Genomic DNA, 24,932 nt, shown 5'->3' on the forward strand with positions numbered 1-24,932 from the left:
CCCACACCAAGTTCAAGGGCCAGGTTTACGTCCTGTCCAAGGACGAGGGCGGCCGCCACACTCCCTTCTTCAACAACTATCGTCCTCAGTTCTACTTCCGTACCACCGACGTCACCGGCGTCATCTCTCTGCCCGAGGGCACTGAGATGTGCATGCCCGGCGATAACGTCGAGATGAGCGTGGAGTTGATCACCCCCATCGCCATCGAGAAGGGCCTCCGCTTCGCTATCCGCGAGGGCGGTCGTACCGTTGGCTCCGGCGCCGTCACCGACGTTGCCGAGTAATTTCCACCGCTTTGAAAGGTCCGCGGCCAATCTGGCCGCGGACCTTTTTTGCGCCGTCCTTCGCTCTGGCGCCTAGGGAGACCGGCCCTACGGGGGCTGAAAGTCTGAGACGGTCGGGGTGAGGAAAACCGCCTTCGCTCAAAGAGCCTGTCAGGGGTGGGGCCCCTTCGGCGTTTTCATCCGGCAGGGGCCGGGCTCCGTCCCGTCCCCGAAAGCTGAAAACTTCCGAAAACATGGCGAGACAGAGCCGGATTTCTTCTCCTGATAAAATGCGTAAGCAGACGCACCCATTTGTCGGCCATGTCAAAGAAAAGTGAGAGGACCCATTCTTTACGGCTGACGGCAGCAATGGATATTTTGCGGCATTGAAGCCCCGGCCAGGCCGGGGGAAACCCTGTCTGACTTCAGCTCAGCCGCAGGATTTCCTTTTTCAGGCGGTTGATAATCCGTTTTTCCAGGCGGGAAATATAGCTCTGGGAGATGCCCAGCTGGTCCGCCACCTCCTTTTGAGTCTGTTCCTGCCGCCCCCCCAGACCAAAGCGGAGGGTGATGATCTGCTTTTCCCGAGGAGAGAGGACATTGATGGCCGCCGCCAGCAGAGAGCGGTCCACGTCCTCCTCCAGAGGCCGCATCACCACGTCCTCGTCGGTGCCCAATACGTCGGAGAGCAGCAGTTCATTGCCGTCCCAGTCGGTATTCAGAGGCTCGTCAAAGGAGACCTCTCCCTTGCGGTTGGCATTTTTGCGCAGATACATCAGAATTTCGTTCTCGATGCACCGGGAGGCATAGGTTGCCAGCTTGATGTTTTTGTCCGTCCGATAGGTTCCCACCGCCTTGATGAGGCCGATGGTCCCAATAGAAATCAGGTCCTCAATGTTGATGCCCGTATTCTCAAAGCGCCGGGCGATGTACACAACAAGCCTCAAATTATGTTCAATCAGCTCCTGCCGGGCGTCCTCGTTCAGGTTGGACAGAAGCTCCGCTTCCCGCTCCCGGCTCAAGGGCGGCGGCAGGGTGTCGCTGCCTCCGATGTAGTGGATGCCCTCCTGCGGCAGCAGCCCCAGTCTGACCAGCAGCCGCCGTGCTGTCTGTAACATGTTCATGTGCGCCCTCCTTTTTTACCGGACCGCCCCAGAGGGCTCCCGCTCCCAGCTCCGTGGGAGACAGGGCCGCCGTCAGCCCCGGATACCGTATTCCATTGATTTCTGTCCACTCTGTTCGGATGCTCAGAAGCAGCCCGCCTGCCGTTCCCACCGTGCGGTAGGGGAGCAGCCGGGGCCGCAGCTCCGGCGCTTCACGGCGCAGGGGCTCCAGCAGTGTTTCGGGACAGCGCAGGCGCTCCGCGGTCAGCGGCGTGCCCAGGACCCCATCCAGAATGCCGGGGGAGACCACCAGCACCGGCCGGCCGCTGGACGGCTCCCGAAGACTGTTGCCGCTGTCCCACAGGGCGGTGAACTCCGCCGTCCGGTTTCGGAGGCGGAGCCGGACCGGCAGCAGCGTGCCCGCCGCGGCGTGGCTGGCCGCTGCCTGGAATACCACTGTCAGCACGGCGTAGGCCGACGCGGCGGCAATCAGCAGGACCCTGGCGTCCACATTGGTGTAAAACACGCCGCTGACCACCGGCACGCCTCTTCCCGACAGCAGACCCAGACCCAGCACACAGCCGGCCATAGCGCAGGAAACGGCGAAGAACAGCAGCGTCAGCCGGAGCAGGCGGCGCTCGCCGCCGTAGGCAATCAGGCACAGCAGCACCCCCGCCGCCAGCTTCACCGGCGTTGCGCTGAGCCAGGCCAGCCCCGGCAGGAACACCGCCGCCGCGTAAGCGCCTCCGGCCAGGCCCCCCAGCAGATAGCGCCGCCGCCGCAGGGGGAGTCCCGCCAGCCGGGCCGCCGCCAGAAGCAGCAGATAGTCCATGGTTCCGTTAAGGAGGAATACGCTGTCGATATAAATAACTGTCATGACCCGCCACCTCTCGTCCGGAGATCATTATAGGACAGGGGGGAGCGGAAAAGCAGTCGGAATCGGGGGACAGCGGCTTGAGGCGTCAAAAAACCAGGTGGTTTTGATCGGGGAACCGGAGGGACATGGAAAGGACAGCGCCTGTTCGGACGCGTCCGGTCCGCCGTTTAGAGCTCAGGGCGGCTGAGAACCGGCCGCAGCCTGTGGCCAGAGAAAACGAGAAGCCGCCGCCCGTTTTATGGGCGGCGGCTTTGTGCTAGGCGTTATTCCAGAGATCGTCAAACCAGTTTTCGCCTTCCTGAGGCGGGACCGTTGGCTCCGTGGGCTCGCTGGGGGGCTCTGCGGGCTCCGGTTCCGGCTCCGGGGTTGGGGTTACGGGAGGCGTGACGGGAGGCGTAACAGGCGGGGTGGAAGGCCCGCCGCCATAGCCGTCGTGGCTGTCCCCCGGCGAGGGGGTGACGGTCCCGCCGGAGGGCGGCAGCATGGGGAAGCTGGGATCGCTGGGGTCCGACGGCAGATTGGGATTCTCGGGGTCCAGGGGGTCCTCCGGGTTTTCCTCCCCCGCAGGGGGCAGGCCGTTGTGGGCGGGACAGCCGCCCAGGGGATTCTCCTCCGTAGGCTCCAGGGCTTTCTGCATGTTCACCAGGAGATAGGCGTCGTCGGAGGCCTTGACCCCGGGGCCGTAGTCCTCTCGGACATAGTCCAGCACGCCCTTCTGCACGACAAATTCTTCCGGACAGTTCTCTGTGGCCAGACAGTGGCCCTCGGTGCAGTAGTCCACCATAGTGTGGAGAGGGCACGTATCGTCGGGACCGGGGCCCTGGCCCGCCGGGACCAGGAAGGAGAAGGCCCGGGTGGTGCCCCGCACATCGGCGGAACAGGCGTCGGTGCAGCGCTTGCCGCTGTCGGCACAGACCGCAACGGTCTCAAGACCGGCGGAGGACAGGTCAAAATTCTTGTTGGGCAGCTCCGCATGAACCTGCTGCATCACTTTTTTCCACATGGTGATGGCAGGGTTGCCCCTGTAGCTGATAGCCTCATTCTGGTCGTAGCCCGTCCAGACCGCCGCCACATAGTAGGGAGTGAAGCCTACGAAGTAACGGTCGTAATTTTTATTGGTGGTTCCCGTTTTGCCGGCGATGGTCATCCCGCTGAAATTGGCGGAGCCGCCGGTGCCGGCCCGAATGGCCTGTTTGAGCATGTCCGTCATGAGGTAAGCGGTGGTTTCCTTCATGGCTACGTGGCTTTCCGCCTCATTTTCCAGCACCACGACTTCCTGACCGCTGGAATCGGTTCGGGTGACCCGGAGATAGGTGCGGGGTTCGTTATAAACGCCACTGTTGGCAAAACAGGCGTAGGCTGCCGCCATTTCCACCGTGTTCAGCCCCTGGGTCAGGCCGCCCATACCCAGCGCGCCTGGGGCCATGTCGTCGGGCACCAGGCTCAGATTCAGGTTTTCCGTAGCGAAGCGGTAGGATTCCTCCACGCCCACCGACTCCATAGCCTGGAGGGCGATGGTGTTGATAGAGTCCTGAATGCCAATGCGGACAGAGGTCCACCCAGTGTAGGTGCTGGGGGAGTTTTTGGGCCAGGGGGTGCCGTTCAGAAGACGGACGGGGTAATTGTCAAAGGTGGAGGCAGGGGTGATCGTCCCGGCGTCCAGGGCGGGGGCATAGGCTGTCAAGGGCTTGATGGAGGAGCCTACCTGCCGTTTGCCGGTGGCGTAGTTCCAGATAAGGTTGCCTTCTTTTTCACCGATTTTACCCACCATGGCCACGATATTGCCGGTATATGGGTCAATGATCGTGATGCCGGATTGAATTTTTTGGCCGCTGCGGGAAGTGACGTCCAGGTTGCTTCGGTCCTCATAGACGCTCTCGGCGATGGACTGAATGTCCGGGTCCAGGGTGGTGTAGATTTTAAAGCCGCTGTTGTACAGCCGTTTCAGTGCGTCCTTCGTGTCGATCTTGTATTCCGCCGCCAGGTCCGCCGACACGTCACGGAGCACCTGGTCCACGAACCAGGAGTTGATCTCGATTTTGCCGGTGGCAGCCTCAACAATGTCATCGGCGGAGGTGGAGCCGTCAGCGAAGTGGAGAACCTCCGCCTTGGCGGCGTCCCGCTGGGCCTCGGTGATATAGGGCAGGCCGGTTTCGGGATTGATGATTTCCGCCATTTTATCCAGGACCCAGCCCTGACGCTCCTTGTTCAGCTCCCGGGGCGTGATTTTGGTCCCGTCTTTCCTGGTGTAGGTGATGTCATACATGGGACCGTACAGCGAGGGGTTGTTGGTGATGGCGATCAGGCAGGCGCTCTCCGCCAGGCTCAGGTCCTTGGCGTCCTTGCCGAAATAATACTGGGCCGCCGTCTGGACGCCGTAGCAGTGCTGGCCCAGATAGATGAAGTTCAGATAGAGCTCCAGAATCTGCTCTTTCCTGTAGTTTTTCTCAAACTCCAGGGCCCGGAAAATCTCCCGGATCTTCCGGTTGACATAGGGCTTGTCGTCCTCCGTCATGTTTTTCAGAACCTGCTGGGTGATGGTGGAGCCGCCCCGGCTGCTGTCGCCCTGGGCCAGCTGGTACACAGCCCTGGCGGTGCTTTTCCAGTCCACGCCCTGGTGCTCGAAAAAGCGCTCGTCCTCAATGGACACGGCGGCCTGCCACAGATAGTCGGACATCTCGTCGAAATCCACCAGGATGCGGTTTTCCTCGCCGTGGACGCTCTGGAGCTCCTTCCAGGTCCCCGTCTCCTTATCCTGATAGTAGATGAAGGAGCTGAGGTTCATGGTGTAGTCCTCGGCCCGGACCTCCAGAGAGGGCGCCAGGGTGGTTTCCACATACTGCTTGAAAAAGTGCAGGCCCACCAGAGACGCGCCCACGCCTACCAGCAGCACCGTCCACAGCGTCAGAAAGATGCCCTTGAAGACGCCGAGGACGCGGCGGAGCGCCGACTTCTTCTTCCGCTTCCGCCGGACCGGCTGGGCCTGTCCGGCGGGCTGTTCTCTTTTACCGTTCCCGTGCTCCATGCGGATGCACCTCCTTTGTTGGTTTTTGTTCCGTTTTTCTGTCTTTTGGGGGTGTTATGCGCGGTTTTAGAGGAAGTCTCCAGGCCTGTCCTGAAACGGACCGACCGGAAAACCTGGAAAACGCGGCAATATGTACTATTGTACCACCCTCTGTCAATATTGAAAATGTCGTATTTTCCCGAAAAAAAGTTCCCGGAACGGATGGATTTATGGAATATGGGCAAAATAGCGCCGGGACATTTTGCCGCCTTTTTGTGTTTTTCACCATTTTCCCTCTTGCAATTATCTCCGGCATCGTGTAAAATAGCCTCAGCAAAGGAAAAGGAGGCCCGTGTATGAGCGAGGAGTTTGGCCCCACTTTTATCACCGTCACCGACGAGGACGGTCAGGAGATCGTCCTGGAGTTTATAGACGCCCTGGAGTATAACGGGCAGATGTATCAGGCCTTTTTCCCCGCCGAGACGGAGGGGGAGGAGGAGGACCCGGACAGCGGCCTGGTGATTCTGAAGGTCCTCCATGAGGACGGCGAGGACGTCCTCTCCACCCTGGATTCTGACGAGGAGCTGGAAGCGGTCTATAACCTCTTTGTGGAAGCCCTGTTTGAGGATGAAGAGGACTGAGCACCTTTGGACGCGGCGGCGCATAGCATGAAAGCGTCCGGGGCGGCCCGGAATGGGAGCCGCCGGACAAGTAGATGACTGAATAATTGAAAAAAGGTACCCTGCGGAGTGCGTGATAGATCTTTTTTTAACCCACATTTCGTTATAAGGGACGCTGGATCAGCCCGTGGTTCGCAGGCCTCCCGGCTGCCGTTCGCGGCTGGAAGTTGGAAGCGGTAAAGCGTGCTGGAGGCGACCCACCTGTCCTTGGAAGGTGCAGGTTATAACGGGGTCTACACGGCTTTCGCGGGGTGCTTTTGAGTCTGTCATGTTTTGTGCGCTGACTGTTTGCGCCCTGTTTTTGTTGCGCCCGCCTGTTCGCCGCGGCCCGCCGGTATCTGCCCGGCACGGACGCCGGCGATTTTCTTTGTTTTCTCGGTGTCCGGGAGAGGAAAAATTTCAGATAATTTTCAGCAGGGGAGCGCAAAATGAAGAAAAATCCCTGCTCTCCGGCCTGTGGAGAGGACAAAATGACAAATATCCGGCAGAAAACCGATTTTATGCTTGCACTATGGGGATTCATCCGTTATAATAGGCAGGTGCGTTACGGAGATACCCCAATTTTATGCATCAGGCATTGATTCTGAAATACTTGAGAGGACTGAAACAACAAATGAGCGCATCAAGAGAAAAACAGAACCGTCAGGCACAGGCTGGCCAGACGAACCCCAAAACCGCCCGCGAGGCCCAGCAGCGCAGGGAACAGAAGCGCAGCAGTATCCTCTATGGACTGATTGCCCTGGCCTTTGTGGCCGTGGTGATTGTCTCCCTGGTCTGGCGGACAGACATCATTCCCAGAATGAGCACAGCCGCCGTCATTGACGGGGAAAGCTATAACGCCGCCGAGGTAAACTACTATTACCAGAGCGCATACCGCAACTTTGTCAATCAGAATTCCTATTTCATCAGCTACTTCGGACTGGACACCAGTTCCTCTCTGAAGAGCCAGACCGTCAATGAGACCGCCGCCGCCATGCTGGGTCTGGAGCTGGAGGAAGGGGAGACGCAGACCTGGCACGACTATTTCCTGGACCAGGCTCTGAATAACATGACCGTCATTCAGGCCAGCCTGAAGGCCGCCGAGGCCGAGGGCTACGCGTACCCTGACGGCGTGCAGGTCCAGTATGAGGACAGCATGAGCTCCCTCCGCTCCGCCGCCGCGGCCAGCGGCATGTCCGTGGGCCAGTATCTGAAGGGCAACTTCGGCGCGGGCATCACGGAAAAGGTCTATGGGGAACAGCTGCTGCGGGTGCTGCGCTACAGCGCGTATGCCGAGAGCTATCAGAAGAGCCTGGTCTATTCCGACAGCGACCTGGAAGCGGTCTACAACGAGGACCGGAACAGCTATGACCACGTCTCCTATGAAAACGCCACCATTTCCGGCGCGGCGGAGAGCACCACGGACGCCGACGGCAACACCGTGGAGCCCACCGAGGAGGAGTCCGCCGCCGCCATGGAGACCGCTCGGGCCACCGCCAATGAGATGCTGGACGCCGTTGAGAACGGCGAGGCTCTGGAGGATCTGGCCGAGACCCATGACACCACCTATTACAACAATGAGAGCGGAACCTATTCCACCAGCGTCATGAGCCAGTGGCTCTTTGACGACGCCCGGAAGGACGGCGACGCCGCCGTGCTGGAGGACGGGAGCACCGTCTATGTGGTGGTGTTCCACGGCCGCAGCCGGAACGAGGACCCCCGCATTGACATCCGTCATATCCTGGTGTCCCTGGGCGCCGGAACCATCGCCGAGGGCGAGGAGGGCTATGAGGACGAGCAGGCCCAGCTGAAGGCCGACGCCCACGCCAAGGCCGAAGAGCTGCTGGCCCAGTGGCAGTCCGGAGAGGCCACCGAGGACTCTTTCGGCGCACTGGCCATGACCGAGTCCGCCGACGACTCCAAGTATGACGGCGGCCTCTACACCAACGTCTACGAGGGCCGGATGGTGACTGAATTCAACGACTGGTGCTTCGACTCCGCCCGGAAGCCCGGCGACACCGGCATCGTGGACACCCAGTATGGCGCTCATGTCATGTATTTCGTGGGCTCCGGCATCGCCTGGAAGACCCAGGCCTCCACGGTTCTGCAAAACGAGGATTACACCGAGTGGGAGGACAGCCTGGTGGAGGGCGTCAGCGCCGAGCTTCGCAGCGGCGGCCTGAAATTCGTCGGCTGAGACACACCTGCGGAGACAAGAACCCATGGGGCCGGCTTTTGAGCCGGCCCCGGTTTGTGCCCGAATGGAGGGGTTTGGAACACTGGCGCAGGCAGAAAAAGGAGAGAAACGGTCTATGTTGGTGGGTACTTTGGTCAATACCGCCGCGGTGGTCTGCGGCGCGCTGATAGGAATGCTTCTGGGCAATATCCTGCCGGACCGTCTGCGGGATACGCTGATGAAGGGACTGGGTCTGTGCACGCTGTACATCGGCATTACAGGCCTGTCGGGCGGGGAGAACAGCCTGATTACCATCATTTCCATAGCGGTTGGCGCGGTGATTGGCGAGCTCTGTGATTTGGACGGACGGCTGAACCGCTTCGCCGGGATGATGGAGCAGCACCTTCGGAAGAAAAACAGCGGCGGGCCCTCCCTGGCGGAGGGATTTGTCACGGCGTCCCTGCTCTTCTGTGTGGGGGCCATGGCGGTGGTGGGGGCCCTGAATGACGGACTTTCCGGAAACCACGAAATGCTGTTTGCCAAGTCGGTTCTGGACTTTATCAGCGCCACGGTGTTCGCCTCCACTTTGGGAATAGGGGTCATGCTGTCGGCGGCGGCGGTCTTTGTGTACCAGGGCGGCATCGCATGCCTCGCCAGTCTGGTGGCCCCCGCCCTCCAGCAGAACGCCGCCGTCATTCCGGAGATGACGGTGGTGGGCTCGGTTCTGATTATGGGTCTGAGCCTGAACGTCATGGGCATAACCAGGCTGAAGATGATGAACTATGTCCCGGCCATCTTCCTGCCGGTGCTGCTGTGCCGGTTCCTGTGAACGGCGGTTTTGCGGATTTTGCGGTCTTCGGCTTGACAACCGCAGGCGGGTATATTATACTATCGTCCGTGTAAGTCTTACATCCCAGTACCATACAAGGTGAAAAAGCAGATGCGAGGATGGGGAGCAGTACCCGGCAGGCGGAAGCAAAGAGAGGGCGCGGTTGGTGTGAGCGCCTGAGAGGCCGCCGGGGAAGTCACCCCGGAGCACCGAGGCTGAACGGTCAGTAGGCTTCGGCGGAAATACCCTCCGTTATCGGGGCGGGCGCGGCAAGCGCGCCCATAAGTGCGGGGACTGCGTCTCCGAATTCAGGTGGTACCGCGGACCCTTGTCCGCCCTGAGCCGAAAGGCTTGGGGCGTTTTATTCTGCCCAAATCGTGCAGTCAGGAGATGGGAACGGCTATGACCTATGAGAACACAACCCGATACGACAAAAGCGCCGTCTGGGCGCTGACCCTGGTCTTTTCCCGGACGGTCCAGCGGAAGCGGTTTCTGCTGAGGAGGCTGTTTCTGCTGGTGGTGGGGGGCATTGCCCTCACCGGCGGGCTGGTGCTGCTGATGGTTTTTTCCGCCCTGGATACCGGGAGCCGGGTCATATGCGCCGCCGGACTGATTGTGGGGGCCGCCGCTCTGGGAGAAGGGCTGTTTCTGCGGCGGGTCATGGCCTGGAGCACCCGCCGGAGCCTCCGGCGGCAGGGGGATGCGATGGAACGGCAGTTCACGTTCTCGCCGGAGTGCTTTCGGTGCGCCCAGACCGGCATGGAGACGGTTTTTGAGTATCAGACCGTCAAGGGAGTCTGGGAGACGGAGGATTATTTTGTCCTCCACATGGACACAGGCCACGGCATGGTGGTCCGAAAATCCGGCTTCACCCAGGGAACCGCCGACGGCTTTCGCCGGTTCCTGTCGGAGAAGACGGGGCTGACGGCGGAGTGCCTGGAATAGGGGGCGGCGGTTTGGAGGAATTTAAAATTGACCTGGACTACACCAGGGATGACCTGACCGCCTATTGGTACGGCTTCGTCTGGAAGCGGGCGGGGAAGCCCCTGAGCCTCTCCGACGACCCGCCCCAATGGGCCCGGAAACTGGGCCGTTTCTTCTGCTGGTTCTTCATTGTAATGGGTGCGGTCAGCATCGTGAACAGCCTGGTTCAGGGACAGCGGATGCGCACGGAGGAGGCGGGCCTGCTCTGGAATCTCATGCTTTCGACGCCTCTGGGCGGCGTGCTGGAAATAGCCTTCGGCGCGGGATGCCTTCGGGCGCTGGGGCAGGGCCCGGCGGAGCGGCGGAAGGCCCATCCCCGCTGGGTGGAGCGGACCTGGAAGAAGTACCGGGAGAGCGGGCAGCTCTACAGCTGCCGCTTTACGGAGGAGGGCATATGGATTCACGACAGCAGAAGCGACCACCGCTATGACTACGAATTTATAGAAGCGCTGTGGGAGGACGCGGACCGTTTTTATCTGGTGCTGTCCAATTGTGCCGGGTCCTATATTCTGAACAAGGCCCGCTTTATCACCGGAGACCCGGCAGACCTGCCGGTCTTCTGGCAGGCGCGGACGGGAAAGACCGTGAGGGAAGTGACGCCGGACAGAAGGAGGGGGAAATAGAGTGGAATTTGTTTTCCGCGTGAGCAATTATGACGCCCCTGAATTAGAGTTCGAAACGGCGGAGCTGCTCCGCCGGCGGCTGGAGGCCCGGAGCCGTCAGGTGATGCCGGGGATGTGGAAGGTAACGGATAAACTCAACGCACACGCCGCCAAGGGCCCGGGCATAGGGAAGCGCCGTTACCGCGTTTACGGCGTGATTTTGATTGCACTGGGCATATTCGCCCTGGTCCCCGGTTTGATGGAGCCCCGGATTCCCAGCCTGATTGTGACAGGAGGCTTTGCGGCGTTGATGGGCGTCTGGTGCCTCTGCCTCCGGGAGCGGAGGCCCCTCCAGCCCCCGGCCTCCTGCCGGAGAGAAGCGGCGGCGCTGCTGAAAGCCCGCCGGGAGACAGACTGGGACGCCCTCCGGGCGGAGGTCCGCTTTGACGAAGCCGGCTGGTTTGTCAAGACTGCGGAGGGAGAAAGCCGGACAGCCTATGAAGACCTGCGAAGCGTGTTTGAGACGGAGCGGCTTTGGCTGCTGGTGGGCGGGACGGAGCAGGCATTGCTGCTGCAAAAGAAGGATTTGGTTTCAGGAGAGGCGGGGGACTTTCTGCCGTATCTCCAAGGAAAAATCATCAATCAAAGTTTACCACATAAAGGAGAGTCAACATGAGAAAAGAATTACCCAAGGTGTATGAGCCCCAGCAGGTGGAGGGCCGTATCTACAGGATGTGGGAGGAAAACGGCTGCTTCAGGGGCGACCCGGACCGCTCCAAAAAACCCTTCTCCATCGTCATGCCGCCCCCCAACGTCACCGGCCAGCTCCACATGGGCCACGCCATGGACTCCACCCTCCAGGACATCCTGACCCGCTTCAAGCGGATGCAGGGGTATTCCGCCCTCTGGGTTCCCGGTGTGGACCATGCCGGCATTTCCACACAGGTGAAGGTGGAGGAGGACCTGCGGGTGAACGAGGGCCTGAGCCGCTATGACCTGGGCCGGGAAAAATTCCTCCAGCGGGTCTGGAAGTGGAAGGAGAAGTATGGAAACCGCATTGTCCAGCAGCAGAAAAAGCTGGGCGTTTCCTGCGACTGGTCCCGGTCCCGCTTCACCATGGACGAGGGGCTGTCCAAGGCCGTCCGGGAGACCTTCTGCGAGCTCTACGACAAGGGCCTCATCTACAAGGGCAGCCGCATTATCAACTGGTGTCCCCACTGCGTGACGGCTCTCTCCGACGCCGAGGTGGAATACCAGGACAAGCCCGGCCACCTGTGGCACGTCCGCTACCCCCTGGCCGACGGCTCCGGCGACCTCGTCGTCGCCACCACCCGGCCTGAGACCATGATGGGCGACACCGGCGTGGCGGTGAACCCGGAGGACGAGCGCTTCAAGCATCTGGTAGGCAAGACCTGTATCCTGCCCATCATGAACCGGGAGATTCCCATTGTGGCCGACGAGTACGTGGAACTGGGCTTCGGCACCGGCGCGGTGAAGATGACCCCCGCCCACGACCCCAATGACTTCGAGGTGGGTCTGCGGCACAACCTGGAGACCATCCGCTGCATTGCCGACGACGGGCGAATCAACGAAAACGGCGGGCCTTACAATGGCATGGACCGCTACGAGTGCCGGAAGGCCATTGTGAAGGACCTGGAGGAACAGGGCTATCTGGTGAAGACCGAGCCCTATAACCACAATGTGGGCACCTGCTACCGCTGCCACAACGACGTGGAGCCGCTGATTTCCGCCCAGTGGTTCGTGAAGATGGAGCCCCTGGCCCAAGAGGCCCTTCGGGTGGTCCGGGAGGGCGAGGTGAAGTTCGTCCCGGAGCGGTTCAGCAAGACCTACACCAACTGGATGGAGAACGTCCACGACTGGTGCATCTCCCGTCAGCTCTGGTGGGGCCACCAGATTCCCGCCTGGACCTGCGGCGAGTGCGGCCATATCACCGTGGACCGCACGGACCCCACCTGCTGCGCCAAATGCGGCAGCGCCAATATCCAGCGGGACCCCGACGTTCTCGACACCTGGTTCTCCTCCGCCCTGTGGCCCTTCTCTACGCTGGGCTGGCCGGAGCGGACCGAGGACCTGGATTTCTACTATCCCACCAGCGTCATGGTCACGGGCTACGACATTATTTTCTTCTGGGTGGCCCGGATGATCTTCTCCGGCTGCGAGCAGATGAAGAAAATCCCCTTCCACACCGTTCTGATTCACGGTCTGGTCCGGGACGACAAGGGCCGGAAGATGTCCAAATCCCTGGGCAACGGCATCGACCCACTGGAGGTGGCGGAGAAATACGGCGCGGACGCCCTGCGGTTCAACCTCATCACCGGCAACAGCCCCGGAAACGACATGCGGTTCTACACGGAAAAGTGCGAGGCTATGCGGAACTTCGCCAATAAAATCTGGAACGCCAGCCGCTTCGTCATGATGAATCTGGGGGACCTGAGCGAATACGAGCTGCCGGCGGCGGAGGCGCTGGAGCGGGAGGACAAATGGGTGCTCTCCAAGCTGAACACGCTGACAAAGGAGGTCACCGAAAACCTGGACAGCTATGAGATCGGCGTGGCCTCCTCCAAGGTTTACGACTTCCTGTGGGACACCTACTGCGACTGGTATATCGAGCTGACCAAGACCCGGCTGAACGGCGAGGACGCCGCCGCCAGGCGGACGGCGCAGAATGTGCTGTGCTATGTGCTGGTGGAGCTGCTGAAGCTGCTGCATCCCTTCATGCCCTTCATCACCGAGGAGATTTTCCAGGCTCTGCCCAAGGGGTCCGACGACCGGTTTATCATGCTGGCGAAGTGGCCGGAGTACCGGGACGGTCTCAGCTTCCCCCAGGAGGAGGCCGCCATGGAGGCGGTGATGGACACCATTAAAGCCATCCGGGCCCGCCGGGCGGAGATGAACGTGCCTCCCAGCAGGAAGGCGGAGGTGCTCCTGGTGACCGCGGCGCGGGCGCCTTATGAGCAGGGCCTGCACTTCCTTCAGCGGCTGGCCTTTGCCTCTCAGGTGCGCTTCGCGGAGGAGGCCCCGGAGGACGTCTCCGGCCAGGTGAGCATCGTCACCCACAACGCCACGGCCTATCTGCCCCTCAGCGAGCTGGTGGACCTGGACGCGGAGCGGGAGCGCATCGCCAGAGAGAAGGAGAAGGCGGAGAACGGACTGCGGATTGTGGAACAGAAGCTCTCCAACGAGAAATTCGTCTCCCGGGCTCCGGAGGCGGTGGTGAACGTGGAGCGGGAGAAGGCCGCGAAGCTCCGGGAGCTCATCGCCAAGCTGGAGGAATCCGCGAAGGCGCTGGAAAACTGAATCAGATTCCATGAAAAAATGCCCTGGGGCACAGCGCCCCAGGGCATTTTTGACCTTCTTCCGCAGGGAAAATGCGGTATATGGCATGATTTGCTTCCCTGTTTGCAGGGGAGGACCAATCCGGTCAGAGGGCTTACAGGTTCCAATGATTCCATTCAGCCGGATAAGCCGTCAGATCCGTTGTTTTGCCCTCCTGAATGGTGCGGGACAGGGTTGCCGCCTCTTCCTGGTCATGGCAGTACAGCCGCACGCTCCGGCTGCTGCCCGCCTCTTTGAAATTTACGTTGAACCGGCCGGTGGCGGGATTTCTGGAGTGAAACACCCGCTCCACATTGATTTTTATGACCTCTCCGTCGATCATCACCGAAACTTCCTGAATCATGTCTTTCTTCATGAGGGTCTCCTTTCCAGGGTGGATTTTCTTCCCATCAGGGGGGTCACATCCGCCGGATAATCCGTCCCCGGGTCCAGATGGAGGGGGCGAACAGCAGCAGCATGGGGAAGATTTCCAGCCGGCCCACCAGCATATTGAAGGACAGCAGCAGCTTGGAGGCCCAGGAGAACTGGGAAAAATTCCCGGTGGGGCCCACCATTTCCAGACCCGGCCCGATGTTGTTGATGCAGGCCGTCAGGGCGGTGAAGGTGGTTACGATGTCGAACTGCTCCAGGCTCAGCAGAAGGAAGGAAACGGTAAACACCAGCAGATACACCGTCAGGAACACGTGGACGCTGCGCACCTGTGCGTCGCTGAGGGCCTTGCCCTCGAAACGGGTGGTGGAAACGGCGTTGGGGTGGAGCATTTTCCGCATGTCGCTCCAGGCGCTTTTCGCCAGCATGACGATGCGGGCCACCTTGATGCCGCCGCCGGTGGACCCGGCGCAGGCCCCAATAAACATCAGAACCACCAGAATGGACTTGGAGAAGGTAGGCCAGAGATTGAAGTCCGCCGTGGCGAAGCCGGTGGTGGTGATGATGGAGGACACCTGAAAGAAGGAGTACCGCAGGCTTTCCAGCAGTGAGCCGTATATGTGAAGGATATCTGCCGCGATGGCCAGCACTGCCGCTCCCACAATGAGCAGATAGGCCCGCAGCTCCTCGGAGCGGAAGAAGTCCCGGAAGCGGCGGATGAGCAGGAAGTAATAGAGGTTGAAGTTCACGCCGAAGAGCAGCATGAAAATACCAATCACAACGTCGCAGTAGGCGCTGTCATAGGCCCCCACGCTGAGGTTCCGGTTGCTGAAGCCGCCGGTTCCGGCGGAGCCGAAGGCGTGGATGCAGGCGTCGAACAGGGGCATCCGGCCCAGCACCAGCAGGACAATTTCAATCAGGGTCATGACCAAGTAGATGCCGTAGAGGATTTTGGCGGTGTCGCTCATGCGGCTCACCAGCTTGCCCACCGAGGGCCCCGGCATTTCTGCCCGGAGCAGGTGCATCCCGTGGCCGTCGGTCATGGGCAGGACGGCCATGACGAACACCAGCACGCCCATGCCCCCAACCCAGTGGGTAAAGCTCCGCCAGAACAGGCCGCCCCGGCTCAGGGGCTCCACGGCGGTGAGAATGGAGGCTCCGGTGGTGGTGAAGCCGGAGACGGTCTCAAAAAAGGCGTCGATGTAGTTGGGAATGTCCCCGGCGAGGACGAAGGGCAGCGCCCCAAAGGCCGACATGCCCACCCAGGCCAGAGCCACCACGGCGAAGCCGTCCCGGGCATAGAGGGCCGTCTGCCTGGGCCTGCGCCCCAGCAGCAGACCCAGAACGGCCAGAATCAGGATGGGGAGCAGGAAGGGAAGCAGGGCTTCCTGGTACAGCAGCGCCACCAGGGCGGGAAGGAGGAGGAGAGCCGCCTCCGTCCAGAGAATCCGGCTGATGACGTAGCCAATCATTTTATAATTCAAGGAAGGGGCCCCCTTATTGCAGAATATCGTGGATGTCCTGGAGAGAGGTATCCGTGGTGACGACAATCACGTCGTCCCCCAGGCTCAGGCAGTCGCCGCCGGAGGGGATGATGATTTTTCCGTTCTGCTGGACGATGCCGGCCAGCAGAAGACCGTTCCGCAGCTTCAAATCCTTCAGCGGCACGCCGATAAAGGGCACGTCCGCCGTCACGCCGAACTCCAGGGCCTCCACCGCGCCGTCCACCAGCCGGTGGAGGGTCTTGATCTTGGCGCCGGAGGCGCTTTCCATGGCCCGGACATACTGGACAATGAGCTCCGTGGTGGTGGAGCGGGCGGAGATGACACTGTCAATCATGCTCTCGTTGCTCACCAGGTCCACCAGGGATTTCCGGTTGATTTTCGCCACCACCTTGCACTTGTCCGCCTGTTTGGCGGCGCACATGCTCATGAGGATGTTGGCCTCGTCAATTCCGGTGATGGCCACGAACGCGTCGGTCTGCTGGATGCCCTCCTCGTGGAGCAGGTCGCTGTCGGTGCCGTCTCCCACGATGACCAGGGCCCGGGGCAGCTGCTCGCTCATCTGAATGCAGCGCTGCTCATCCCGGTCGATGATCTTCACCGCCATGCCCATGTTCAAAAGCTCGGAAGCCAGATAGTAACAGATTTTGCTGGCGCCCACGATGGTGACGGTGGAAGCCCTGCTTCGGAACACGCCCAGGTGCCGGAAGAACTGAGCCAGCTGCCCCGGCGAGGAAGTGAGGTAGATTTTGTCCCCAGACCGCAGCACGAAGTCGCCGGAGGGGATGATGGTCTCGCCCTTCCGGCTCACCGCGCAGATCAGCACCCGGACCCGGATGTTGCGGTAGAGGTCCACCAGGGCCAGCCCGTCCAGGGCGGAGTCCTGGGGCAGGCGGTATTCCACCAGCTCCAGCCGCCCCTTGGAGAAGGATTCCACCTTCATGGCGGCGGGGAAGCGGAGGACCCGGGCGATTTCGCGGGCGGCGGCCCGCTCGGGATTGATGGCCATGGAAAGGCCCAGCTCCTCCCGCATGAACCGGAGCTGCTTTTCATACTCGGGGTTCCGGATGCGGGCGATGGTGTGCTTGGCGCCCAGCTTCTTGGCCACCAGACAGGAGAGGATATTCAGCTCGTCGCTGCTGGTGGTGGCAATCAGCAGCTCGTTTTTGTCTACCTCCGCCTCCTTCTGCACGCCGTAGACGGCTCCGTTTCCGCAGACGCCATAGACGTCGTAAATATTGATAATGTTGTCAATCAATTTGGGGCTTTGATCTATGACGGTGACATTGTGCCCGTCGGCGGAGAGCTGCTGGGTCAGCGCCGAGCCCACCTTGCCCGCGCCTACAATGGTGATTTTCATGGGTCCCTCCCGCTTTGTGCCGGACTGGTCCGGTGATGTATTTAGTTGAAACCGATTCGAGCGCTGAGAAACAGGCGCGCAAAAAAAGGGATGCGCAAAAAAGGGGTGTGCAAAAAAGGGGGTGCGCTCAAATCTCTACAGATTATATAAGAAACCGATGAAAAAAGGAATACCTATTTGACAAAAATTTTCCTTGACAAGCCCTGCTTCTCCCTGTAAAATAAGTTCAATTATTTTAATTAAAATATTTTAGTTAAAATAATTTATATTTTGACATATAAGGAGAACGACCGACATGGAATTCGAGAAAGTACGCGATATCATTGTTGAGACCCTGGCCTGCGACGCGGAGCAGGTGACTCTGGAGGCCTCTCTGGCCGACGACCTGGGGGCCGATTCCCTGGCCGCCGTGGAGCTGGTCATGGCTCTGGAGGAGGCTGCCGGCATCAAAATTGACGATGCGGACGTGGCCGGGTTCAAGACCGTGGGCGACATCATGACCTATCTGGAGGCCCATAAGTAATTCGGACATAGGCCCATTGGAAACGGAGACCCGGAAGGGTCCCTGTTCCGGTCTCCGTCGCAGGCTGTGCGATCCCTGCGGCGGAGGCCTTTCCATGAAGAAAGGAACGACTATGACCAATCAGGAAATTTACGAATTGATGGCCCGCTTTGACAGCAGCGCCTTACAGACGCTGAAGCTGTCCAGGGGGGATTTTACCATAGAACTGGGCAAGGCCGCCCCGGCGGCTTCTGCCCCTGCCGCAACTGTGGCCGCGGCCGCCGCGGTGGTTTCCGCCCCGGTGGAGACGAAAGAGGCTCCCGCCGTTTCCGCTCCGCTGGTGGGCACCTTTTACGCCGCCCCCGCCCCGGAGCAGCCCCCCTTTGTCCGTCCGGGGGACCGGGTGAAAAAGGGACAGACGGTTTGCCTCATCGAGGCCATGAAGACCATGATTGAGGTTCCCGCCCCCTGTGACTGCGAGATTACCGAGGTGCTGAAGGCCAATGGGGAGCTGGCCTCCTTCGGTGAGGCGCTGATGCGCTATAAGCCATGCTGAGGCGGGTGTTGATTGCCAACCGGGGGGAGATTGCCCTGCGGGTTCTCCGGGCCTGCCGGGAGATGGAGATTGAGACGGTGGCGGCCTACTCCGAGGCCGACGCCGAGGCGCTCCACGTCCAGCTGGCCACGGAAGCGGTGTGCATCGGTCCCGCCCGGGCGGCGGACAGCTACCTCAATCAGAACGCCCTGCTGACGGTGGCCAGGGCCTCCGGCTGCGACGGCATCCACCCCGGCTATGGCTTTTTGTCTGAAAATCCGGACTTTGCCGACGCCTGCGCCGGGGCCGGCCTGACCTTCATCGGGCCCTCCGGGGACGCCATCCGCAAGGCGGGCTCCAAGTCCGCCGCCCGGGACCTGATGAAGGCGGCGGGGGTTCCGGTGACGCCCGGCTCCGACGGGCCCGTCTCCTCGGTGGAGGAGGCCCTGGAAGCGGCGGAGGCCGTGGGTTGGCCCGTGCTGCTGAAGGCCTCCGCCGGCGGCGGGGGCCGGGGAATCCGGCGCTGCGGCGGCGCCGCAGATCTGCCCGCCGCCTATGCCGAGGCCAAGGCCGAGGCGGCCGCCTGCTTTGGAAACGACGAGATGTATCTTGAAAAGCTGGTGCTGAGCCCCCGTCATGTGGAGGTGCAGATTCTGGCGGACCGCCAGGGCCATGTGATTCACCTGGGGGACCGGGACTGCTCCGTCCAGCGGCGGAACCAGAAGCTCATCGAGGAAGCCCCCGCCCCCGGCCTCAGCCCTGCGCTGCGGCAGGCCATGGGAGAGGCCGCCGTAAAGGCCGCCCGGGCCGTGGGCTACGAGGGCGCCGGGACGGTGGAGTTCCTGGTGGACGGGGACAGCTTTTACTTCATGGAGATGAACACCCGCATCCAGGTGGAGCACGGCGTGACGGAGCTGGTGACCGGGGTGGACCTGGTGCGCCAGCAGCTGCGGATTGCCTCGGGCCTGCCCCTGGATATCCGGCAGGAGGACGTCCGGGTTCGGGGCTGCGCGCTGGAGTGCCGGGTCAACGCCGAGGACCCGGAGGCGGATTTCCGCCCCTGTCCCGGCAAGGTGGAGTTTCTCCACTTCCCCGGCGGCGCGGGGGTCCGGGTGGACTCCTGCCTGTATAACGGCTGCGTGATGTCCCCCTTCTATGATTCCCTGGCGGCGAAGCTTCTGGTCCATGGCGGCACCCGTCTGGAGGCCATCCGGAAAATGCGCCGCTGTCTGGAGGAATTCACATTGGAGGGGTTCCCCACCAACGCCGAGCTGGCCTATGAGATTTTGTTCCATCCCGTGTTTGTCCGGGGCCGCTGCACAACAGGCTTTCTGGACGAGTATCTGCCCGCCCTGCTGGATTTCAGCCGCCGGGTAGGGGAGAGGGAGGCTGACACATGAACAGCATTTTTGCCAAGCGCCGGAACCGCCTGCTGGCTATGAAGGCCCTGCGGGATAACTATGTCCCCGGCGACCGGCTGACGGTCTGCCCGAAATGCGGCCAGGAGCATCAGCGGGGGGCGGTGGCGAAGGACCTCTTCGTCTGCCCCGGCTGCGGGTATCACTTCCCCCTGGGGGCCTACCACCGGCTGAGCATGATTTTGGATTCCGGCTCGTTCCGGGAGCTGAACGAAAAGCTCCTGGCCGCCGATCCCCTGTCCTTTCCCGGCTACCGGGAGAAGCAGAGGGCGGCCCAGCGGAAAACCGGCCTCAACGAGGCCGCCGTCACCGCTACCGGGACCGTCGGAGGCCGGAAATGCGTGGTGGGCGTGATGGACAGCCGTTTTTTCATGGGCAGCATGAGCGCGGCTGTGGGGGAGAAAATCACCCTTGCCATTGAGTACGCCGCGAAGAACAAGCTGCCCCTGATTTTATTCTGCGCCAGCGGCGGAGCCCGGATGCAGGAGGGCATTCTGTCTCTGATGCAGATGGCAAAGACCAGTGCCGCCCTGGCCCGGTTTTCGGAGAAGGGCCTGCTGTACATCTCTGTGCTCACCGACCCCACCACCGGCGGTGTGACCGCCAGCTTCGCGTCCCTGGGAGACATCATTCTGGCGGAGCCCGGCGCTCTGATTGGCTTTGCCGGGCCCCGGGTGATTCAGCAGACCATCGGTGAGACCCTGCCGGAGGGCTTCCAGCGGGCGGAATACCAGGAGGAGCACGGTTTTGTGGACGCTGTGGTGCCCCGGAGCCAGCTTCGGGAGACCCTGTCCCGGCTGCTGCGGCTCCATGAGAAGGGAGGCCGCTCATGAAGAACCTGACCGCCGCGGAGCGGGTGGCCATTGCCCGCCACCCCCAGCGTCCCAATATCACCGATTATATCGACGGCCTGTTTACCGATTTCTTTGAGATGAAGGGGGACCGGCTCTGCCGGGAGGACCCGGCGATTTTAGGCGGCGTGGCGCTGTACCATGACCGGCCCGTCACCGTCATCGGCACCCGGAAGGGGAAGACGGCGGAGGAGAGCATCCGGTGCAACTTCGGCATGCCGGGGCCCGAGGGCTACCGGAAGGCCCTGCGGCTGATGCGCCAGGCGGAGAAATTCCGCCGGCCTGTCCTCACCTTTGTGGATACCTCGGGCGCTTATCCCGGCCTGGAGGCCGAGGCCCGGGGACAGGGAGAGGCCATTGCCCGGAACCTCTATGAGATGAGCCGCCTCACCGTGCCGGTCATCACCGTCATCACCGGCGAGGGCAACAGCGGCGGGGCGCTGGCCCTGGCGGTGGCGGACCGGGTGCTGATGCTGGAAAACGCCGTCTACGCCATTTTGTCCCCGGAGGGCTTCGCCTCCATCCTCTGGAAGGACGCGGCCCGGCACGAGGAGGCCTGCGGCCTGATGAAGCTCACGGCGCCGGATTTGCTGGCGCTGGGCGTAACGGACGATCTGATTCCGGAGCCGGAGGGCGGAGCCCATCTGGCCCCGGCCCGGACCATCCGGGAGGTGGACCGGGCCCTCAGCCGCCATCTGGCGGCGCTTTTAAAGGAGAGCGGCCCCAATCTGGCGGCAAAGCGCTATCTGAAATTCAGAAAAATGGGTGTGTCTCAGTCCAAAGAGGCCGCGCCGCCCAGGGAGGAGCCATGAAGGGAATTAAAATTCGGGGCGTCGGCCGGGGAGTGCCCGGCAAAATTGTCACCAACCAGGACCTGGAGCGGATTGTAGAGACCTCGGATGCGTGGATTACCTCCCGCACCGGCATCCAAAGCCGCCATTTCTGCGCCGGGGAGGAGACTTTTTCCACCATTACCGCCGCCGCCGCCCGGAGGGCGCTGGAGAGCGCCGGAGTGGAGCCGGAGGAAATCGGGGCCTGCATTGTGGCGACCCTGTCGGGGGACACCCTGGTGCCCTCCGCCGCCTGTATGCTCCAGCGGGCGCTGGGCCTGCCCATGGACATTCCGTGCTTTGACCTGGGGGCCGCCTGCACGGGCTTTCTCTTCGGCCTCCACACGATGGAATGCCTGCTGAACGCCTCGCCCCGGAAATACGGGCTGGTGGTGGGCGCGGAGAACCTCAGCCGCCTGATTAACTGGGAGGACCGGGGCACCTGCATCCTCTTCGGAGACGGGGCCGGGGCCGCCGTGGTGGAGTGCCGGGAGGGCTGGCCCTCGATTTCCGCCGTCATGGGCTGTTGCGGAAACGACGGGCTGCTGCGGGTTCCCGGCCCGGAGGCAGGGGGGCGGAGCCTGATTTCCATGGAGGGCACGAAGGTGTTCAAGTTTGCCGTGGAGGCGGTGCCCTGGTGCGTGGACCAGGCCCTGAAGCAGTCCGGGAAGACCGTGGAGGATGTGGATTTCTTCGTGTTCCACCAGGCCAACGCCCGGATCATCGACCTGGCGGTGCGCAAATACCGCATTCCCCCGGAAAAGTACTATAAAAACATTCAGGACTACGGCAACACCTCCGCCGCCAGCATTCCTCTGGTCCTCAGCGAGCTGCGGGAACAGGAAAAGGTGGGCCCGGGGAGCCGGGTGCTGCTGGTGGGCTTCGGCGGCGGGCTGACCTGGGGCGGGTGCCTGATTGAGTTTGCGTGAATAACAGAGTAGAGAGTGAAGGGTGAAGAGTTGAGAGTTGAGAGTGAAGAGTTGAGATTCCGTTTACATGAAAATATCTTCACTCTCCACTCTCTGCTCTCCACTCTATACTTGAGGTGTCAATATGAAAAAGTTAAACGAAATCCTGGGGACCCAGTACCCCATCATTCAGGGCGGCATGGCCAACATCGCCACCGGCGAATTTGCCGCCGCCTGCTCCAACGCCGGGGCTCTGGGCATGATTGCCACAGGGGCCTGGGACGCGGACCGGGTCCGGAAGGAGGTCCGCCGGGCCAGGGAGCTGACAGAGGGCAAAAAGCCCTTTGGCGTGAACCTGATGCTGATGAACCCCTGCGCCGACGACATCGCCCAGGTGATTCTGGACGAGGGCGTCCAGGTGGTCACCACCGGCGCAGGCAACCCCGGTCAATATATTCCCGCCTGGAAAGAGGCCGGCATCAAGGTTTTGCCGGTGGTGGCGGCGGCGGTGCTGGCCAAGCGTCTGGAGCGCTACGGCGTGGACGCCGTGATTGCCGAGGGCACGGAGTCCGGTGGACATGTGGGAGAGATGACCACCATGGCCCTGGTGCCCCAGGTCATCGACGCAGTGAGCGTCCCCGTGGTGGCCGCCGGAGGCATTGCCGACGGGCGGCAGATGGCGGCGGCTATGGCCCTGGGGGCCTGCGGCGTTCAGGTGGGCACCTGCCTGCTGGCGAGCGTCGAATGTCCTGTCCATGAGAACTACAAGCAGGCCGTTCTGAAGGCCAAGGACACCGACACCGCCGTAACGGGCCGCTCCATCGGCGGTCCGGTGCGGGTGCTGAAAAACAAGATGGCCCGGGAGTATCTGGCTCTTGAAAAGCGGGGCGCCACACTGGAGGAGCTGGAGACCGTCACCATCGGCGGACTCCGCCGGGCGGTGCTGGAGGGCGATGTGGAGCACGGCAGCGTCATGATGGGCCAGGTGGCCGGACTGCTCCATGAGATCAGGCCGGTCCGTCAGATTTTTGAAGAGTTGTACACAGGCGGAAAGGCCGTTTTGGAGTCGGTGAATCAGGAATGGCGGTAAGCATCCGGGGGAAGACCCTGGCCCTGCCCATTGTGCAGGGCGGAATGGGCATCGGCGTCAGCCTGGAGAACCTGGCGGGGGGCGTGGCCGCCTGCGGCGGCATGGGAACCCTCTCCGCCGCCTTCTGCGGCTTTGACGAGCCGGATTTTGAGGCGGACCCCAGAGCCGCCAATCTCCGGGCCCTGACCCGGCAGATCGGCAAAGCCCGCGAGATTGCCAGGGGCGCAGGGCTGGTGGCGGTGAACGTCATGGTGGCCGCGGCCCAGTATGCCGACAGCGTCCGCACCGCCCTGCGGGCGGGGGTGGACGCGGTGGTCTGCGGCGCGGGTCTGCCCCGGGACCTGCCGGCTCTGGCGGCGGAGGTGCCGGAGAGCGACGCCGCCATTGCTCCGGTGGTCAGCGGAGGCCGTTCCGCCGGACTGATCTGCAAGCTCTGGGACCGGCATTATGGACGGGCTCCGGACTTTGTGGTGCTGGAGGGACCCCTGGCCGGGGGACACCTGGGGTTCTCGCCCCAGGAGGCCCGGGAGGCCCAGGCCGGCCGGCCCAGGTCCCTCTCCGGCCTTCTGGGAGAGGTGCTGGAGGCGCTGGCCCCCTTCCGGGAGAAATATGGCCGTGATATCCCGGTCTTTGTGGCCGGAGGCGTGAGAAACGGCGGCGAAATGCGCCGCTACATGGACCAGGGCGCCGCCGGGGCCCAGTTTGCCACCCGGTTCATTGCCACGGAGGAATGCGACGCCGGCGAGGGCTTCAAGCAGGCCCTGCTGTCGGCGGACGCCGGAGACGTCACCATTGTGCAAAGCCCCGTGGGTATGCCGGGGCGGGCGCTTCACAGCCCTCTGATTGAGCGGGTGGAGGCGGGAACGCAGCCCCCTATCCGGCGCTGTGACCGCTGCCTTGCCGCCTGCGACTGCAAAACCGCCCCCTACTGCATTTCCCGGGCGCTGATTGCCGCGGTCCGGGGGGACTGGGAAAACGGCCTCTTTTTCTGCGGGGCCAACGCTGGAGAGGTCAACCGTCTCTCCACGGTCAGGGAGCAGATGGACCAAATCATGAATGAATGGAGGACCGCGCAATGAAACTCGGTTTCCTATACGCCGGTCAGGGCAGTCAGCACCCCGGCATGGGGGCGGACCTGTACGAGGCCTATCCGGCCTTCCGGCAGGTGTTCGACGCCGCGGCGGAGCAGGTGGACTTTGACCTGAAGGCCGTCTGCTTCCAGGACCCGGACGGGGTGCTGAATCAGACCCGGTACACCCAGCCCTGCATGGTGGCCTTCGCCGCCGGCCTGACGGCGGTGCTGGCGGAAAAGGGCGTCGTCCCTTCGGCGGCGGCGGGCCTCAGCCTGGGGGAGTATTCCGCCCTGCACGCGGCGGGCGTTTTTGACGCAGCCACGGCGGTGAAGCTGGTGGCCTTCCGGGGCAGAGCCATGGAGGAGGCCGCCGCCGGACACGACAGCGCCATGATGGCGGTGCTGGGTCTGGAGGAGGAGCCCCTCCGGGAGGCCTGCGAGGCCGCCTCCGGCCTGGGCGTGGCGGTGATTGCCAACTACAACTGTCCCGGTCAGCTGGTCATTGGCGGCGACCGGGCGGCAGTGGAAAAGGCCGCCGCCGTTGCCAAGGAGAAGGGGGCCCGGCGCTGCCTGCCCCTGAAGGTCAGCGGCCCCTTCCATACGCCTCTGATGGCCCCGGCGGGGGAGGCCCTCCGGACGTA

21 protein-coding genes, 1 other RNA gene, 2 pseudogenes and 1 other annotated feature are annotated in these 24,932 nt (G+C 62.3%); of the genes and pseudogenes, 18 read left to right on the plus strand and 6 right to left on the minus strand.

Annotation, left to right across the window (positions count from 1 at the left end; all coding sequences use genetic code 11):
- Positions 1-284 (plus strand): annotated as a pseudogene (tuf, locus tag Q0063_RS11050) (elongation factor Tu); the annotation flags it as partial.
- 404 nt (positions 285-688) lie between these two features.
- Here the strand turns inward: tuf and sigE are convergent.
- The 3 genes and pseudogenes from sigE to Q0063_RS11065 form a co-directional block, all read right to left on the minus strand.
- Positions 689-1,381: an RNA polymerase sporulation sigma factor SigE gene (gene sigE / locus Q0063_RS11055; RefSeq protein ID WP_297872035.1), complete on the minus strand. Its 693-nt coding sequence runs from the start codon at positions 1,379-1,381 to the stop codon at positions 689-691.
- A gap of 109 nt (positions 1,382-1,490) precedes the next feature.
- A pseudogene (locus Q0063_RS11060) lies at positions 1,491-2,243 on the minus strand (sigma-E processing peptidase SpoIIGA); the annotation flags it as partial.
- A gap of 256 nt (positions 2,244-2,499) precedes the next feature.
- Entirely contained in the window at positions 2,500-5,268 is a 2,769-nt protein-coding gene (locus Q0063_RS11065) for a transglycosylase domain-containing protein (protein WP_297872036.1), read from the minus strand.
- Between the two features lie 335 nt (positions 5,269-5,603).
- On the opposite strand from Q0063_RS11065, the gene Q0063_RS11070 reads away from it, so the two are divergent.
- The 8 genes from Q0063_RS11070 (at position 5,604) to Q0063_RS11105 (ending at position 13,815) form a co-directional block, all read left to right on the plus strand.
- Entirely contained in the window at positions 5,604-5,888 is a 285-nt protein-coding gene (locus tag Q0063_RS11070; protein ID WP_297872037.1) for a DUF1292 domain-containing protein, read from the plus strand.
- Positions 5,889-5,983: 95 nt separating this feature from the next.
- A non-coding RNA gene (gene ssrS, locus Q0063_RS11075) (6S RNA) lies at positions 5,984-6,184 on the plus strand.
- A gap of 356 nt (positions 6,185-6,540) precedes the next feature.
- Entirely contained in the window at positions 6,541-8,103 is a 1,563-nt protein-coding gene (locus Q0063_RS11080; RefSeq protein ID WP_297872038.1) for a peptidylprolyl isomerase, read from the plus strand.
- A 118-nt stretch (positions 8,104-8,221) separates the two neighbouring features.
- On the plus strand, positions 8,222-8,911 hold the full coding sequence (locus Q0063_RS11085; protein ID WP_297872055.1) for a DUF554 domain-containing protein: 690 nt from the start codon (positions 8,222-8,224) through the stop codon (positions 8,909-8,911).
- A gap of 107 nt (positions 8,912-9,018) precedes the next feature.
- Positions 9,019-9,254, plus strand: a binding site (T-box leader).
- A gap of 59 nt (positions 9,255-9,313) precedes the next feature.
- A complete protein-coding gene (locus Q0063_RS11090) occupies positions 9,314-9,856 on the plus strand; it encodes a YcxB family protein (RefSeq protein WP_297872039.1) in 543 nt (180 codons plus the stop codon).
- An 11-nt stretch (positions 9,857-9,867) separates the two neighbouring features.
- Entirely contained in the window at positions 9,868-10,518 is a 651-nt protein-coding gene (locus Q0063_RS11095) for a YcxB family protein (RefSeq protein ID WP_297872040.1), read from the plus strand.
- A 1-nt stretch (position 10,519) separates the two neighbouring features.
- On the plus strand, positions 10,520-11,173 hold the full coding sequence (locus tag Q0063_RS11100; protein WP_297872041.1) for a YcxB family protein: 654 nt from the start codon (positions 10,520-10,522) through the stop codon (positions 11,171-11,173).
- Positions 11,170-13,815, plus strand: coding sequence for a valine--tRNA ligase (locus tag Q0063_RS11105; RefSeq protein WP_297872042.1), 2,646 nt, complete (start codon positions 11,170-11,172; stop codon positions 13,813-13,815). The genes Q0063_RS11100 and Q0063_RS11105 overlap by 4 nt, the downstream gene beginning before the upstream one ends.
- Positions 13,816-13,948: 133 nt before the next feature.
- Here the strand turns inward: Q0063_RS11105 and Q0063_RS11110 are convergent, their stop codons facing one another.
- The 3 genes from Q0063_RS11110 to trkA are packed head-to-tail and all read right to left on the minus strand — an operon-like array spanning position 13,949 to position 17,085.
- Entirely contained in the window at positions 13,949-14,209 is a 261-nt protein-coding gene (locus Q0063_RS11110; RefSeq protein WP_297872043.1) for a hypothetical protein, read from the minus strand.
- 43 nt (positions 14,210-14,252) lie between these two features.
- Complete coding sequence (locus Q0063_RS11115) at positions 14,253-15,707, minus strand: TrkH family potassium uptake protein (protein WP_297872044.1); 1,455 nt, start codon at positions 15,705-15,707, stop codon at positions 14,253-14,255.
- Positions 15,708-15,720: 13 nt separating this feature from the next.
- On the minus strand, positions 15,721-17,085 hold the full coding sequence (gene trkA / locus Q0063_RS11120; RefSeq protein ID WP_297872045.1) for a Trk system potassium transporter TrkA: 1,365 nt from the start codon (positions 17,083-17,085) through the stop codon (positions 15,721-15,723).
- Positions 17,086-17,380: 295 nt separating this feature from the next.
- On the opposite strand from trkA, the gene acpP reads away from it, so the two are divergent.
- From acpP to Q0063_RS11165, 9 genes are all read left to right on the plus strand, one after another.
- Positions 17,381-17,608 carry an acyl carrier protein gene (gene acpP, locus Q0063_RS11125; protein WP_297872046.1) on the plus strand — a complete coding sequence of 76 codons (228 nt, stop codon included), beginning with the start codon at positions 17,381-17,383 and terminating at the stop codon, positions 17,606-17,608.
- A gap of 94 nt (positions 17,609-17,702) precedes the next feature.
- Complete coding sequence (locus tag Q0063_RS11130) at positions 17,703-18,143, plus strand: biotin/lipoyl-containing protein (protein ID WP_297872047.1); 441 nt, start codon at positions 17,703-17,705, stop codon at positions 18,141-18,143.
- A complete protein-coding gene (gene accC, locus Q0063_RS11135; protein ID WP_297872048.1) occupies positions 18,137-19,522 on the plus strand; it encodes an acetyl-CoA carboxylase biotin carboxylase subunit in 1,386 nt (461 codons plus the stop codon). Before Q0063_RS11130 ends, accC begins: the two co-directional genes overlap by 7 nt.
- The gene (accD, locus tag Q0063_RS11140) at positions 19,519-20,373 is read left to right on the plus strand and encodes an acetyl-CoA carboxylase, carboxyltransferase subunit beta (RefSeq protein ID WP_297872049.1); all 855 of its coding nucleotides are present in this window, start codon (positions 19,519-19,521) and stop codon (positions 20,371-20,373) included. Before accC ends, accD begins: the two co-directional genes overlap by 4 nt.
- Positions 20,370-21,203 carry an acetyl-CoA carboxylase carboxyltransferase subunit alpha gene (locus tag Q0063_RS11145; protein ID WP_297872050.1) on the plus strand — a complete coding sequence of 278 codons (834 nt, stop codon included), beginning with the start codon at positions 20,370-20,372 and terminating at the stop codon, positions 21,201-21,203. The genes accD and Q0063_RS11145 overlap by 4 nt, the downstream gene beginning before the upstream one ends.
- A complete protein-coding gene (locus Q0063_RS11150) occupies positions 21,200-22,150 on the plus strand; it encodes a 3-oxoacyl-ACP synthase III family protein (RefSeq protein ID WP_297872051.1) in 951 nt (316 codons plus the stop codon). Before Q0063_RS11145 ends, Q0063_RS11150 begins: the two co-directional genes overlap by 4 nt.
- A gap of 124 nt (positions 22,151-22,274) precedes the next feature.
- Positions 22,275-23,219, plus strand: a complete 945-nt coding sequence (locus Q0063_RS11155; protein WP_297872052.1) for a nitronate monooxygenase — start codon at positions 22,275-22,277, stop codon at positions 23,217-23,219.
- On the plus strand, positions 23,210-24,298 hold the full coding sequence (locus Q0063_RS11160; protein WP_297872053.1) for a nitronate monooxygenase family protein: 1,089 nt from the start codon (positions 23,210-23,212) through the stop codon (positions 24,296-24,298). Before Q0063_RS11155 ends, Q0063_RS11160 begins: the two co-directional genes overlap by 10 nt.
- A partial coding sequence (locus tag Q0063_RS11165) for an ACP S-malonyltransferase (RefSeq protein ID WP_297872054.1) occupies positions 24,295-24,932 on the plus strand: 638 nt, incomplete at its 3' end. The genes Q0063_RS11160 and Q0063_RS11165, both read left to right, overlap by 4 nt.

This window comes from uncultured Oscillibacter sp., assembly GCF_947654275.1.
Classification (GTDB): domain Bacteria; phylum Bacillota; class Clostridia; order Oscillospirales; family Oscillospiraceae; genus Oscillibacter.

Coding starts and splice junctions, on each gene's coding strand:
- sigE (WP_297872035.1), bottom strand. CDS start 1,381: ATGTTACAGACAGCACGGCGGCTGCTGGTCAGACTGGGGCTGCTGCCG.
- Q0063_RS11065 (WP_297872036.1), bottom strand. CDS start 5,268: ATGGAGCACGGGAACGGTAAAAGAGAACAGCCCGCCGGACAGGCCCAG.
- Q0063_RS11070 (WP_297872037.1), top strand. CDS start 5,604: ATGAGCGAGGAGTTTGGCCCCACTTTTATCACCGTCACCGACGAGGAC.
- Q0063_RS11080 (WP_297872038.1), top strand. CDS start 6,541: ATGAGCGCATCAAGAGAAAAACAGAACCGTCAGGCACAGGCTGGCCAG.
- Q0063_RS11090 (WP_297872039.1), top strand. CDS start 9,314: ATGACCTATGAGAACACAACCCGATACGACAAAAGCGCCGTCTGGGCG.
- Q0063_RS11105 (WP_297872042.1), top strand. CDS start 11,170: ATGAGAAAAGAATTACCCAAGGTGTATGAGCCCCAGCAGGTGGAGGGC.
- Q0063_RS11110 (WP_297872043.1), bottom strand. CDS start 14,209: ATGAAGAAAGACATGATTCAGGAAGTTTCGGTGATGATCGACGGAGAG.
- trkA (WP_297872045.1), bottom strand. CDS start 17,085: ATGAAAATCACCATTGTAGGCGCGGGCAAGGTGGGCTCGGCGCTGACC.
- acpP (WP_297872046.1), top strand. CDS start 17,381: ATGGAATTCGAGAAAGTACGCGATATCATTGTTGAGACCCTGGCCTGC.
- Q0063_RS11130 (WP_297872047.1), top strand. CDS start 17,703: ATGAAGAAAGGAACGACTATGACCAATCAGGAAATTTACGAATTGATG.
- accC (WP_297872048.1), top strand. CDS start 18,137: ATGCTGAGGCGGGTGTTGATTGCCAACCGGGGGGAGATTGCCCTGCGG.
- accD (WP_297872049.1), top strand. CDS start 19,519: ATGAACAGCATTTTTGCCAAGCGCCGGAACCGCCTGCTGGCTATGAAG.
- Q0063_RS11145 (WP_297872050.1), top strand. CDS start 20,370: ATGAAGAACCTGACCGCCGCGGAGCGGGTGGCCATTGCCCGCCACCCC.
- Q0063_RS11150 (WP_297872051.1), top strand. CDS start 21,200: ATGAAGGGAATTAAAATTCGGGGCGTCGGCCGGGGAGTGCCCGGCAAA.
- Q0063_RS11155 (WP_297872052.1), top strand. CDS start 22,275: ATGAAAAAGTTAAACGAAATCCTGGGGACCCAGTACCCCATCATTCAG.
- Q0063_RS11160 (WP_297872053.1), top strand. CDS start 23,210: ATGGCGGTAAGCATCCGGGGGAAGACCCTGGCCCTGCCCATTGTGCAG.